The organism is Marinomonas sp. 63XJN7_9_ISO-PGPR-S23-217, from assembly GCF_056173515.1.
Window position 1 is genome coordinate 1,469,138 of sequence record NZ_CM149678.1, and the last position, 13,363, is coordinate 1,482,500.

Annotated in this window: 14 protein-coding genes (1 of these 14 only partly in view); 11 read left to right on the forward strand and 3 right to left on the reverse strand. The window is 43.8% G+C overall.

Annotated features, from left to right (window positions below):
• Positions 1-131: 131 nt before the first annotated feature.
• The 3 genes from AC0VYI_RS06860 (at position 132) to AC0VYI_RS06870 (ending at position 2,904) form a co-directional block, all read left to right on the forward strand.
• Complete coding sequence (locus AC0VYI_RS06860) at positions 132-1,844, forward strand: acetolactate synthase 3 large subunit (RefSeq protein WP_475449796.1); 1,713 nt, start codon at positions 132-134, stop codon at positions 1,842-1,844.
• 1 nt (position 1,845) lies between these two features.
• A complete protein-coding gene (gene ilvN / locus AC0VYI_RS06865) occupies positions 1,846-2,337 on the forward strand; it encodes an acetolactate synthase small subunit (RefSeq protein WP_067018597.1) in 492 nt (163 codons plus the stop codon).
• 111 nt (positions 2,338-2,448) lie between these two features.
• Complete coding sequence (locus tag AC0VYI_RS06870; RefSeq protein ID WP_475448197.1) at positions 2,449-2,904, forward strand: Lrp/AsnC family transcriptional regulator; 456 nt, start codon at positions 2,449-2,451, stop codon at positions 2,902-2,904.
• Between the two features lie 12 nt (positions 2,905-2,916).
• Here AC0VYI_RS06870 and AC0VYI_RS06875 read toward each other — a convergent pair whose 3' ends face one another.
• Complete coding sequence (locus AC0VYI_RS06875; protein WP_199477371.1) at positions 2,917-3,792, reverse strand: DMT family transporter; 876 nt, start codon at positions 3,790-3,792, stop codon at positions 2,917-2,919.
• Between the two features lie 403 nt (positions 3,793-4,195).
• On the opposite strand from AC0VYI_RS06875, the gene AC0VYI_RS06880 reads away from it, so the two are divergent.
• A complete protein-coding gene (locus AC0VYI_RS06880) occupies positions 4,196-4,831 on the forward strand; it encodes a LysE family translocator (RefSeq protein WP_475448199.1) in 636 nt (211 codons plus the stop codon).
• A 188-nt stretch (positions 4,832-5,019) separates the two neighbouring features.
• A complete protein-coding gene (locus AC0VYI_RS06885) occupies positions 5,020-5,655 on the forward strand; it encodes a LysE family translocator (RefSeq protein ID WP_475448201.1) in 636 nt (211 codons plus the stop codon).
• Positions 5,656-5,776: 121 nt separating this feature from the next.
• On the opposite strand, the gene luxS is transcribed toward AC0VYI_RS06885, so the two are convergent.
• Positions 5,777-6,289 carry an S-ribosylhomocysteine lyase gene (luxS, locus tag AC0VYI_RS06890; RefSeq protein WP_475448203.1) on the reverse strand — a complete coding sequence of 171 codons (513 nt, stop codon included), beginning with the start codon at positions 6,287-6,289 and terminating at the stop codon, positions 5,777-5,779.
• Between the two features lie 65 nt (positions 6,290-6,354).
• Entirely contained in the window at positions 6,355-7,629 is a 1,275-nt protein-coding gene (gene yjeH / locus AC0VYI_RS06895) for an L-methionine/branched-chain amino acid transporter (protein WP_475448205.1), read from the reverse strand.
• 179 nt (positions 7,630-7,808) lie between these two features.
• Between yjeH and AC0VYI_RS06900 the strand changes: the two genes are divergently transcribed.
• The 6 genes from AC0VYI_RS06900 to msrP all read left to right on the forward strand — a co-directional run.
• Positions 7,809-8,240, forward strand: a complete 432-nt coding sequence (locus AC0VYI_RS06900; RefSeq protein ID WP_475448207.1) for an Lrp/AsnC family transcriptional regulator — start codon at positions 7,809-7,811, stop codon at positions 8,238-8,240.
• 127 nt (positions 8,241-8,367) lie between these two features.
• Positions 8,368-10,044 (forward strand): chloride channel protein, encoded by a 1,677-nt coding sequence (locus AC0VYI_RS06905; RefSeq protein ID WP_475448209.1) that lies wholly within the window; start codon positions 8,368-8,370, stop codon positions 10,042-10,044.
• 1 nt (position 10,045) lies between these two features.
• Positions 10,046-10,468, forward strand: a complete 423-nt coding sequence (hemJ, locus tag AC0VYI_RS06910; RefSeq protein ID WP_199477377.1) for a protoporphyrinogen oxidase HemJ — start codon at positions 10,046-10,048, stop codon at positions 10,466-10,468.
• 65 nt (positions 10,469-10,533) lie between these two features.
• Complete coding sequence (gene hemL, locus AC0VYI_RS06915; RefSeq protein ID WP_475448211.1) at positions 10,534-11,817, forward strand: glutamate-1-semialdehyde 2,1-aminomutase; 1,284 nt, start codon at positions 10,534-10,536, stop codon at positions 11,815-11,817.
• A 29-nt stretch (positions 11,818-11,846) separates the two neighbouring features.
• Positions 11,847-12,626, forward strand: coding sequence for a CDP-diacylglycerol--serine O-phosphatidyltransferase (gene pssA / locus AC0VYI_RS06920; RefSeq protein WP_199477388.1), 780 nt, complete (start codon positions 11,847-11,849; stop codon positions 12,624-12,626).
• Positions 12,627-12,748: 122 nt separating this feature from the next.
• Positions 12,749-13,363 carry the 5' portion of a protein-methionine-sulfoxide reductase catalytic subunit MsrP gene (msrP, locus tag AC0VYI_RS06925; RefSeq protein WP_199477379.1) on the forward strand. Its footprint extends 378 nt past the window's final position, so the window shows 615 of its 993 coding nt (coding positions 1-615); its start codon is at positions 12,749-12,751; its stop codon lies off the right edge, out of view.

A 13,363-nucleotide genomic window follows, 5' to 3' on the forward strand; every position in this document is an offset into this window, starting at 1 on the left:
TCTGGTTGCCTCATTAGTTTAGCAAACTTCGTTTTATCAACTTTAATCTGTTTGTCGTATGCGGTTACAATAGCTGCACTAACATGATGATTAGAATTAGCAGACAGATGAATACTATAGAGGGTAACAAAGTGGAGTTATTATCTGGTGGCGAAATGATCGCCCGCTTCCTTAAAGATGAGGGAGTTGAGTATATCTATGGTTATCCGGGCGGTGCCGCTCTTCATATTTACGATGCCTTGCATCGTCAATCCGATGTAAAGCACGTTCTGGTAAGACATGAACAGGCCGCAACGCACATGGCCGATGGTTATGCGCGTGCAACAGGTAAGCCTGGCACGGTGCTTGTGACTTCCGGGCCTGGCGCGACCAATACAGTGACAGGGATTGCAACGGCTTATATGGACTCCATTCCTATGGTGGTCATTTGTGGTCAGGTAATGAGTTACTTGATCGGTGAAGATGCCTTCCAGGAAACCGATATGATAGGGGTGTCTCGTCCTATTGTGAAACACAGTTTCACCGTGAAGCATCCTGCTGAAATTCCAATGATTATGAAAAAGGCATATCACATTGCCAGCACAGGTCGTCCAGGCCCAGTGGTCATCGACGTGCCAAAAGACATGACCATGCCAGGGGACAAATACGAGTACAAATATCCTGAATCTGTTTCTATTCGTTCCTATACGCCGCCCACAAAAGGTCACAGTGGCCAAATTAAAAAAGCGGTAGATCTGTTGTTGGCAGCAAAACGCCCCATTATCTATGCAGGTGGTGGGGTGATCATGGGGGGGGCGTCCGACTTACTGACGACTCTTGCCAAAACCATGAATTTCCCTGTGACCAACACTTTAATGGGCTTGGGGTGTTATCCAGCAACAGATCGTCAGTTTGTAGGGATGTTAGGTATGCACGGTGCCTATGAGGCTAATATGACCATGCATCACAGCGATGTCATTTTAGCTGTGGGTGCTCGTTTTGATGACCGTGTCACCAATGATCCTGATAAGTTTTGCCCTAGTGCCAAAATCATTCATATTGATATTGATCCTGCGGCGATCTCAAAAACTATTCGTGCAGATGTGCCTATTGTTGGCCCTGTACAGCAGGTACTTGAAGAAATGTTGTCCTTAATAGAGGGGCAAACTTCGAATACAGAGGCGTTGGTTAATTGGTGGAAACAAATTACTGAATGGCGTTCTGTTCATGGTGGTCGCTATGATACCAGCAGTGAAAAAATCAAACCTCAGGCAGCCATTGAAGCATGCTGGCGCGCAACAAAAGGCGATGCTTATGTTGCCTCAGATGTTGGTCAGCATCAGATGTTTACCGCTCAGTACTATAAATTTGATAAACCAAATCGCTGGGTGAATTCAGGTGGTCTGGGTACGATGGGCTTTGGTTTGCCTGCGGCGATGGGCATCAAAATGAGTTTTCCGCAAGAAACCGTTGTATGTGTCACTGGTGAAGGCAGTATTCAAATGAATATTCAAGAGCTTTCTACCTGCTTGCAGTACGGTTTGCCAGTGAAAATTCTGTGTCTAAACAATGGTTACCTTGGCATGGTTCGTCAATGGCAAGATATGAACTATGAAGGGCGCTATTCTAATTCTTACTTGGATTCGTTACCGGATTTTAAAGTATTAATGGACGCTTATCGTCATAAATACGTCGAAATTCGTAGTAAAGATGAGCTTGATAGTAAGATGGAAGAAGCTTTTGCTATGACCGATCAGTTGGTTTTCATCAATTGCTATGTGGACCCAGAAGAACACGTTTATCCAATGCAAGTGCCTCGTGGCTCTATGCGTGATATGTTCTTGAGCAAGACGGAGCGAACCTAACATGCGACATATTATTTCTGTATTGATGGAAAATGAGCCCGGTGCTTTGTCGCGCGTGGTTGGTTTGTTTTCTCAGCGTAACTTTAACATTGAGTCTTTGAACGTCGCCGCGACGGAAGATGGCACTTTATCTCGTTTGACACTGACAACGTTTGGTTCAGATCAAGTGGTTGAGCAAATTACCAAGCAGCTAAATAAGTTGATCGATGTGGTTAAGCTGGTGGATCTAACGGAAGGTCAGCACATCGAGCGAGAGTTGATGTTAGTAAAAGTTCGTGCCACTGGCGCGCAACGGGCGGAAGTGAAACGTACCGTAGATATTTTCCGCGGTAATATTGTTGACATGACGCCCTCTATTTATACGATTCAAGTCGTTGGCGAATCCGACAAGCTAGATGGTTTCTTACAAGCATTGGGTGGTGCGCATTTACTGGAAGTGGTGCGTACTGGTGTATCCGGTGTTGCTCGTGGTGAAAAGACATTGTCTCTATAGCTGCGATGCATAAAATTACTGTCATAAAAACCGCGCTTGTTCGCGGTTTTTTTTATATGTCATGTCGGAATTGGCTGGTGGAAATTTATTGATAGTAAAGGGATACGGTGGATGGAGATCGATAGAACGAGTTGGAAGTTACTCAAAGCATTGGAAGAAAATGCTCGCCTAACCTATGCCGAGTTAGGAAAACTGGTTCACCTCTCTGCGCCAGCAGTTGCAGAGCGAGTGCGCAAACTGGAAGAATCGGGCGTTATTACGGGCTATGGTGCAAAAATCAACTTGGAAAAAGTTGGTATTCCCATTACAGCATTAGTTGAATGTCAGGTTTACCGAACCAAAGAGCGTGAATTTAAAGCGCTGGTTTTAAGTCTGGATGAGGTGATCTCATGCCACAATGTCACAGGGCCTTATGCCTTTATTTTAAAGGTGGCCGTGCGCTCTATGTCCTTATTGGATGAACTGCTAGAGCGCTTAATTGATTTAAGTGATACCAATACGATGATGATTTTATCGACGCCCGTTGATCGAAAAATGCCACTTGGTATTGATCAAGTGACAGAGTGAGATTGGGGGGGCCTAAGAAACCGGGACAACGGCAGCTTTAGTTTGGCGTGGCCACTGGCTGATGATCATGCCCAATAAAATGAATCCGCAGCCGATTAAGGCGCGTGTTGATAACACTTCGTTCATCAAAAGCCATCCGCCGATGAGGGCAAATACTGCTTCGGACGATAAGATTAAGGCGCTGATACTGGCCGATACATTACGTTGACCAAGGGTTTGTAAGGTGAAGGCAATGCCGGATGAAGCAACACCGGTGTATACCAATGGCCACCATGCCATTTCAAAGTCAGCTAGAGTCGGCGATTCTGTGAAAAAAGCGGTCACAGTGCCCAAGATGGTTGCTATGAGAAACTGAATGATGGACAACGGAACGGCCGAAACATAGCGAGAAAAATAGCCGATAATGATGACATGCCCTGTCCAAAACAGAGTACCAATCAGTTCAATCGCATCGCCTTTATTGATATTGAGGTGCGGGCCAATCGTTAAGCAATATAAGCCAATGAGTGCTAAAATAATGCCCAACCAAGTATGAGGCTCTACCTTATGCTTAAGTAATATGCCTACGATAGGCACAAAGACAATATACATACTGGTGATAAAACCCGCGTTACCTGCCGTTGTATATTGCAAGCCAACTTGCTGAAACGTAAAGCCAAAGAACAGACAGGTTCCTCCTAAAATACCACCTAACCACAAATGCTTCTTATCCTGTTGCTGCTTTGATTTAAAAATAAACAGTAGTGGCAGTAAAGATAAGGTGGCTAATAGAAAACGTGCGGCGTTAAAACTATATGGCCCTAAGCTGTCCATCCCCACTGTTTGAGCAACGAAAGCAAAGCCCCAAATTGCTGCGGTTGTCCATAAAAATAGCTGTGAAATGAGCATAATGGTGAATCATCCTTCATAGTGTTAAGTCGCTCTTGAGCGGATAGGAGAGCCTATTTTATAGGCTTGAAGGACTCACCAGAAGTTAAAATAAAAAGTTTTGCCGAGCGTTTTCCTTTGATTCTAAAGTAAATCCATTGTCTTCCTTTGGTTTGTTTCCATCGTCTCATTAGCTGTTATTGTCGCGATATTCAATAACCTTAATAACTGCACTTTTTTCTGTAGTAAAAGGCTCCCGTGTGGGCTGACACAGGCGGAATTACAGGGTAAAGTTGCGCCCGAATTCAGAGGTCTGATGGTGTTTTTAATGTGTTGTTTTAACGGCTATTAGACTTCAAGTGAAAAATCATTCTAACCGCAGTCTTCTTACTGCGGTTTGTCTTTTTATAGGGTATAAATTTCTATGACGTTTAGTATGTGGTTGGCTATGGCACCATTGTTGATGTTGCTTTCTTTAGGGCCAGGGCCAAATAATTTTACCGCTATGCACAATGGTATCCAGGTGGGTGCCACGAAAGCGGTAATTGCTGTGGTAGGGCGCAATGTTGCCTTCAGTATTTTGATGCTGATTTCGGCGCTTGGTCTGGGTGCCATCATTGTCTCTTCTGCATTTTGGTTTAGCGTTGTGAAATGGGTTGGGGTGCTGTACCTATTTTACGTGGGTGTAAAAACGTGGCGCAGTGCGTCAGTAGTGCTTGAAGAACATGAAATGGAAAATGGTACGAGGGCGAAACGAGGTCATAGGGCAAGAATACGCCAAGAGTTTTTAGTGGCGATTAGTAACCCTAAAGCGGTGTTGTTGTTTACCGCTATTTTCCCTCAAATGCTGGATTTAACTCGGCCTGTTCCCATGCAGTTTTTTTGGATGGGACTGACTTTTTGTATGACAGAATTTATTGCGGCTTATGTCTATGCTATGAGTGGCAAACAAATTCGACGTTTGATCCGTAGTCCTAAGGGAATGAAAAACCTCAACCGTGGTATGGGGGGGATATTTGTTGCGGCGAGCGCATTTCTAGCCATGGCAACACGTGCTTAATTCCCTTTTTATAGGCAGTTAAATTATCGGAGCATTGGCTCCGATTTTTTTGTCCAAAATACGGGGTTGTTGGATAAAGCTTGTCGTAATGTCTTCACGGAGTAATAGCAAATTGCACTCCTATAACGATTTCGTTATTGTTTGATCATTGATCATTGATCAATTTTCTAGGGTCTAGAAGGGAAGAAATGATGAGCTGGCATCTTTGGTTGGTTACTGCACCTTTTTTATTATTGTTGGCTTTGTCTCCAGGGCCAAATAATTTTACTGCCATGTATAACGGAATGCAGGTAGGGCCGAGAAAAGCAGTAGCTGCCGCATCTGGACGTAATCTTGCCTTTATGATTTTGATGACAGTGTCCGCCTTGGGGTTAGGCGCTGTCATTGTGTCATCCATGTTCTGGTTTAACATGGTTAAGTGGGCTGGTGTTGCTTATCTACTCTATATTGGCATTAAAACATGGCGTAGTGCTGCGATGACGCTGGATGAACACGAGTCAGAAAACAGTGTCGTTTCTCGTGGGCACTTTCCCAGAATTCGACAAGAATTTATGATTGCGATCAGTAACCCCAAAGCCATTTTGATTTTTACTGCGATTTTTCCACAACTTCTTGATTTGAACAGTCCAGTTGCCCCTCAGTTTTTTGTAATTGGCATGACATTTATTCTGTGTGAGTTTATTGCTGCCTATATTTATGCGGTGAGTGGTAAACAGATTCGGCGTTTGATAAAAAGCCAAAAAGGCATGCTTAGGCTGAATAAGGGAATGGGAAGCTTATTCGTACTTGCGAGTATGTTACTGGCCTCTTCGAGTCGAAGTTAATGTTTCTTTAAATGGAAAGAAAATAAATCAGTCGAATGCTGATTTAAAATCCCCTAGATTTTTCAACCTAAAAAAGGCGACATTGAGCCGCCTTTTATTTGTGCATAGATGGCAACAGATCTTAGCTGTGTTCTTTTAAGAACTCTTCGCTCAGGTACAACTCTTCGTTGCTATTTACTTTTACATCACGGTCTAGAATCATCTTCGCAATGTCTTGCGCTTCTTCTAAAGAGTGCATTTCATAAGTGCCACATTGGTATTCGTTAAGCTCTGGAATGTCTCCTTTGCTTTTTACTTTCAATACGTCTCCCATGGCGGCTTTCCAAGACGCTGCGACTTCTTCTTCAGAGGGAGTACCAATAAGGCTCATATAGAAGCCAGTTCGGCAACCCATTGGTGAAATATCGATGATTTCAACACTATCGCTATTTAGGTGTTCGCGCATGAAGCCAGCAAACAAATGTTCTAGTGTGTGAATGCCCTTTTCAGAAAGGATTTCTTCGTTTGGTACACAAAAACGTAAGTCGAAGACGGTGATATCATCGCCTTTTGGTGTCGACATGGATTTTGCAACTCGAACGGCTGGGGCATGCATACGTGTATGGTCTACGCGAAAACTGTCTAATAGTGGCATATTACTCTCCTGCTAATAGGGTCATGTCCTTAGACATGTCTGGTAAATGTTCTACTTAATAGGGATTATTGTACATGAATTTTTGGGGCATGAATGCGTCTTTTTCTGTCTTTGTAGTGCTCAAACAGTATGGCGAGTAAGAAGGCACTGAGCGCAAAGAGCAGGTTCGTCCCCATGAAGGAAGCGATCAACAGACAGGAAACGCAAGCCAAGACGGCAAAGAGTCGGTATTTGCCTTTTAATAGATGTAATCCCGTGATCGAGGTCAGGCCATAAATCAAAATAAACGCACCATTGGTCATCTCTATTAACATACTCATAGCGCCATCGGTATAATGAAAGGTAAGCAAGGAAAGTAAGCTTACCAAGCTAACAAGGATGACCGCCCGAGTGGGGGAGCCTTTTTTCGATAAGGGGGCAAAGGTTGAGGGAAGGGCTCCTTTTGCTGCCAGAGTCTGAACCATTCGAGCAAATCCGATCAGATACATACCGACATTTGTAAAGGCGATGATAAAGGCTGCGCCAGCAAAGAAGCGCTTACTGTTTTCACCAAATAGATGGCCAACTAATAAGGCGAGCGATTGACTGTTAGTAAGGTCATCGCCATAGGTGTGATGATAGCTGACTAATAATACGACGATGAGATATAGAAGCACTACAATGGCCATACCACCAAATAGAGCGATCGGAAAATCCCGCGCAGGGTTTTTAAATTCTGCTCCTAAGTGAGCCATGACTTCTAAACCAAGAAAACACCAGAATATGCTACCAATGGATAATAGCGTTGTTTTCCAACTTACCCAATCATGGGGTGTTTCTATAGAGGCCGTGGCTGCGCTTAAGTTGCCTTTCCAAGCGAGGCTAATAACGCAGAGAATTAACATGACGACAATGTAGACTTGTGCTTTAGAAGAGTTCTCAGCTCCTGCCAAGGCATACAGTGTCATAATAAGTAAGGTCACAATGCTTAGAGCAAAAATGTAGTGTTCGTCTAAGTTGAGTGCTACGGCAAGATACGCCGCTGCAATTTTGATTGCTACGGTTGGACCAACTAATAAAATGCTGAGAAATAGCCAACCTACAGCTCGCTCTGCTGTTTCTCCAAACTGTTTACCAATATAATGCGATGCGCCTCCGGCGGAGGGGAATCGGCTACCGAGAAACGCAAAGACAAACGCAATGGGAAGAGAAATAAATGCGGTTATTAGCCAGGCATAGAAGGAAAAAGCCCCTGACTGAGTAACTGATAAAGCAGGTAATAGCATGAGTCCAGTTCCGACAAACGTCGTGACAGTCATTGCCATGCCTTGAATCGGCCCTAAGGTTTTCTGGTATTTCATGGGATTATCCTGATAATCAAGGTGAACATGAATGAATAAGAGCATCATAGGGGAATGAGTGTGATAGTGGACCTTGCAAACAGAGGGGATATCCCGTCATTTTCACGGAATGGCGCTCATATTGCGGGTTACGGAAAGATTACCGATATGAGTGTTGAACATATAAAGAGTTGTAATATATGCAATTAGATAAATACGATCAAAAGTTAATTGCTCTGTTAGTTGATGATGCAAGACGTTCTGTTACTGAACTAAGTAAACAAATCAATTTGTCTCGTTCGGCGGTTGCGGATCGAATTAGACGTTTAGAGGAAAATTGCATGATTACGGGGTATCATGCGCATATTAAAGCAGACTCTAGCCAAACTGTTACTGCTTATTTGGCACTGACCTTTCGTCCTCTATCATGCCAGCTTGTTCAGCCGTATATTGATAGGGTGCCTGAAATAAAGCTAGCACATTCTATTAGTGGGGATATAGATCTTATTCTATTAGTAGAAGCAGCAACTATGAGCCGTCTTCATGATATTCGTAGTGATATTGATTCTTGGCCGAATATCCATAAAGTAGTGACGCATATGTGTCTAGCAAGACGATTAGATCGTTATTAGATCTGTATCATTATAAAGTGTGCTAGTCTGTCATTTATAATATCTTCCTGAGTGAGGTGAGGCTCTGACTCCGTTAAATCTAAAGGATAAATGGTTCAAAAATATTAAGGGTAACGAAGATTTACTTTTGTTGTCTTGGCTAGGGGCTGTGTGTGGCATCTTAAGTGGCTTACTGATGGTGCTGCTTTATTGGCTTGTTCAATGGCCTGCGGAACATTTTATGTTTGGTGGCGGAGATGGTTTTGCGGCATTGCCTGATTGGCAGCGAGCTTTATTACCCATTATCTCCTGCTTTTTATTGGTCGTATTTTTCATTTGGCTGCCTGCTAAATATCACAAGCTAGGCATTCCGTATGTCATTGAGCGTTTGAATTATCATCAGGGAGTATTACCCGTGGTGAATGGCGTTGTGCAATTTTTCTCAGTTGCCATTGCTTTAGCGGGTGGATTATCCATCGGTAAAGAAGGCCCGGCTGTTCATATAGGAGCAACCTTTGGTAGTTTGCTAGCCCAACGTAATCGATTACCCCAATTTGGTGTTGAAACCTTATTGGCTTGTGGTGTTTCTGGTGCAATAGCGGCGTCCTTTCAAACCCCTTTAGGGGGTGTTTTATTTGCCTTTGAAGTTATTTTTTTAGAATACCGCGTGCAATATGTGCTGCCTGTTTTACTTTCCTCCGTGGCGGGGATGTTGGTCAGTCAATACTTTTTAGGGGCACTAAGTGTTTTTCGAGTCAATAACTTTTCTGCCACCTTACTAAATCTAGATCTCTTACTGGCATGTTTAACGTTGGTACTCTCCATCGTTGTTTTAGCATTGCTTTTTAATCGAGTGCAAAAAATACTATGGCCTTTAAGTCGGTTACCTATCTGGACACGATTTTCTCTAGTGGCGATGGTTACATCTTTGGCTGCTTATTACTTACCTGATATTTTGGGTGGAGGGTATGATCCTCTGGTTAAGGTCTTGTCAGGTGAAACCTTGATGTATTCCTTGTTGGTTTTTTTAGTAGCGAAAACACTGCTCACGTCTTTTACCATTGGATTAGGCATTCCTGGTGGCATGATTGGACCGACGTTAATTATTGGGGGCGTAGCGGGGGTTCAAGTGGCCTTCGTCTTTGGTGAGGGGATGGGTATTCATCATGAGTTAGCTTTGTTTGCTTTGTTGGGTATGGCTGGCATGATGGCGGCTTGTTTCCAAGCCCCTTTAACAGCACTGATTACCGTGGTGGAAATGACCCACTCTTCTGAGGCGATTGTGCCTGCTTTATTCGTGATTGTATTAGCCTGCTTGATCATGAGATTGATCTTTCAAGAAGAGTCGGTATTTGTGTCGCGGCTGCATTTTGCAGGCTTGTCCCACACATTAAATCCGTTTAAGCACCATCTTATGTTACACAGTGTTCAGCCTGTGTCAGAGGAGGTGGTTGTATTACCTGCTTATGCTTCCCCAGAAGAAGTAAAAGATTTAGGGGCAAGTACCCTAGACTTCGCGGCTTTTAGAGTGGATGATAATTGGCGTATCGCCAGACGCGCTCATATGTTAGAAGCTCTTGAAGCCTTGAATCAGGGGCCCCAGCCTTGGCTTGTTGCAGATGGTGATCATATACTGATGAACCTTCTTGAAGCGGTTGAGTCTACCTCTATCGATGAAATTGAGGATCCCGACTCGTTGGCCTCTGTTGCGGATTGGTTTCATCAAACACAGGCGTCTGATGTCTTGGTGGTATTTTCTAAATCTCACCAAGTCAGTGTCATTTCTCGTCGGACGATGGATCAGTTTTTATTTAAGGATCGTTAGGATGTTGTGGGTTAAAGCGTTTCATATTATTTCTTTAGTGTGCTGGTTTGCAGCACTGTTTTATTTACCTCGTTTATTTGTCTATCACGCAAACAGTACAGACGCTGAAAGTATTGCTCGCTTCAAAATAATGGAGCGTAAGTTATACCGAGGCATTATGACGCCATCAGCGATTGCGACCATTGTGTTTGGTGTATGGCTGGTATCATACAATCCCTCTTACTATATGCATGCTGGTTGGTTTCATGCCAAGCTTGCGTTAGTGTTGATATTGTTAGGTTATCATCATGCTTGTGGTCGGTTACTGAAAAAGTTTGCAGAAGATCGTAATACTCGAAGTCATGTCTTTTATCGTTGGTTTAACGAGCTGCCTGTTATTTTGTTAATTGCTATTGTTATATTAGTGGTTGTTAAACCGTTTTAAGTTAAGTTGGTGCGTGACTTTGCATTAACCTATTACTGTATTTAAATTGATAAATTAGAGGAATTATGAGTCGATCAGAAGATTTATACGCACGCGCCCAACACCGTATTCCTGGTGGCGTCAATTCACCAGTACGAGCTTTTAACGGTGTTGGTGGAACCCCTTTGTTTTTTCAAAAAGGGCAGGGCGCTTATCTTTATGATGAAGATAAAAAACGCTATATCGACTATGTTGGTTCTTGGGGACCAATGATTTTGGGGCATTCACATCCAGATGTTTTGTCGGCTGTTCGCGAACAAATTGAAGACGGTTTGAGTTTCGGTGCCCCAACCGAAGTAGAAATCGCTATGGCAGAAAAAGTCTGTGAGCTTGTACCCTCTATGGATATGGTTCGTATGGTGAACTCGGGGACAGAAGCCACCATGAGTGCAATCCGCTTGGCGCGTGGCTACACCGGGCGAGATAAAATTGTGAAGTTTGAGGGATGCTATCATGGTCACTCTGACTCGTTGTTAGTGAAAGCTGGGTCTGGTGCGTTGACGCTTGGCGTGCCGAATTCACCAGGAGTACCAGCAGATCTTGCTCAGCATACTGTTACCCTGCAATACAATGATAGCCAAGAAGTTAAAGAATGTTTTGCTGATATTGGCGAGCAAATTGCTTGTATTATTGTTGAGCCAGTGGCTGGCAATATGAACTGTGTTCCTCCTGTTGAGGGGTTCTTAGAAACATTACGTCAAGTTTGTGATGAGTCTGGCGCCGTATTGATTTTTGATGAGGTGATGACAGGTTTTAGAGTGGCCTTGGGCGGCGCCCAGGAGCGCTTTGGTGTTGTCCCTGATTTAACAACCTTAGGTAAAGTTATTGGCGCTGGCATGCCGGTTGGTGCGTTTGGTGGTAAACGTACCATTATGGAACATATTTCGCCTTTAGGGCCTGTGTATCAGGCGGGTACCTTATCAGGTAACCCTGTTGCTATGGTGGCAGGGTTGACGGTATTGAACAAAATTAGCGAGCCGGGTTTCCATGCACAGTTAGAGGAAAAAGCACATAGATTAGTGACCGGCTTAAAGCGGGTGGCTGATGAGCAAGGTGTACCGTTTTGTGTGGTGAACGAAGGTGGCATGTTCGGCTTTTTCTTTACCAAGGCTGATAAAGTGACGAGTTTTGCAGAAGTTCAACAGTGTGATATTGAGCGTTTTAAAAAGTTCTTTCATTTTATGCTGGAAGAAGGGGTGTACTTTGCTCCCGCTGCCTTTGAGGCTGGTTTTATCTCGCAGGCCCACACAAATGAAGATATTGATTATACAATCGAAGCGGCTAAACGTTCTTTTGCTAAGTTAATTTAATGAAGAAATCCCTCGAAAAGGTATTTGAAATGTCGGTAGACGAAACAGAAAAGCGTTCATTACATGATTCATCAGACGAACTGGATAGTGAAGACAGTGTTGAGTTGAAGCAGCCTCATAAAGGGGTGTATTTGTTACCTAATCTGTTTACAACAGCGGCACTTTTTTCAGGTTTCTATTCCATTATCGCGGCAATGAATGGGAATTTTACCCATGCGGCTGTCGCCATCTTTATTTCAATGGTATTTGACGGTTTAGATGGCAGAGTGGCCCGCATGACAAGAACTCAGAGTGCCTTCGGTGCTCAGTATGATTCTCTTGCTGACATGGTGTCTTTTGGATTGGCGCCCGCGTTGGTCGCCTTTACTTGGGCGTTAGCGCCTTTGGGAAAAGTCGGTTGGATCGCTGCCTTTATATATGCCGTTGGGGCAGCGCTGCGTTTGGCACGATTCAATACGATGATTGGTTTGGAAGACAAACGCTATTTTACTGGGTTGCCTAGTCCTGCAGCTGCTGCCATTGTTGCGGGTGTGATCTGGGCGGCAAACGATTCGGGAATAACGGGTGCGAGCCTAGCCGAAGTAATGGCATTGCTTGTGCCTATCGTCGGTTTGCTTATGGTGAGTAGCGTCAAATATCGTAGTTTTAAAGACCTTGATTTGAAGGGGCGAGTGCCTTTTGTCGTGCTGCTTATTGCAGTATTGGCTTTCGTTATCGCCGCTCTGGAACCTGCCATTGTCTTAATGGGCTTGTTCTGTCTTTATGGACTATGGGGGCTGATGGGCAGAGTCTCGGCAAAATTTCGTTAACTTGATACTTAAAAATCAAGGTCAAGGCTCTCTTGCGGCAATGTGAGAGGGCCTTTTTTTGATGTAGAGGAACTATCCTAACAATAAGCAGTCTATTTGTTGACTGAATAAAGGGTATCGAGATGATTATTAAAAATAAAAAAGCGTCAGATTGTTTAGAATCTGAAGTGACAGATCTGCAAGTCTATCTCAATCGTCGTCAATTTATGCGGGCGTCAGGCGGTATTGCACTTGGGCTGGGGGCAAGCAATGTTTTTGCAGCACTGCAAAGTGGCAATCCGCTTAAGCCTCCGGCTGTGTTGGCAGATGCTTTTGGGAAAATTACTGAAACCTCCTTTGGTAAAAATGAGAAGGTTGCACCCTATGATGTAGCAACGACTTACAATAACTTTTACGAATTTGGCTATGGTAAAAGTGACCCATCAGAATACTCCTCACATTTTACAACACGTCCCTGGACCATGACAGTGGAAGGAGAAGCGGAAAACACGGGGGTATTCAACCTTGACGATATTATTAAAGAATCCGCGTTAGAAGAGCGTATCTATCGACATCGATGTGTTGAAGCTTGGTCGATGGTTATTCCATGGGTTGGTGTCTCTCTAGCGGATGTTTTAAAGCGATTTAAACCCACTTCAAAGGCAAAGTATGTTGCCTTTGAAACCATTTATGATCCTAAAGAAATGCCGGGTCAACAAGGTGGTGTGTCATTGGATTGGCCGTACCGTGAAGGACTA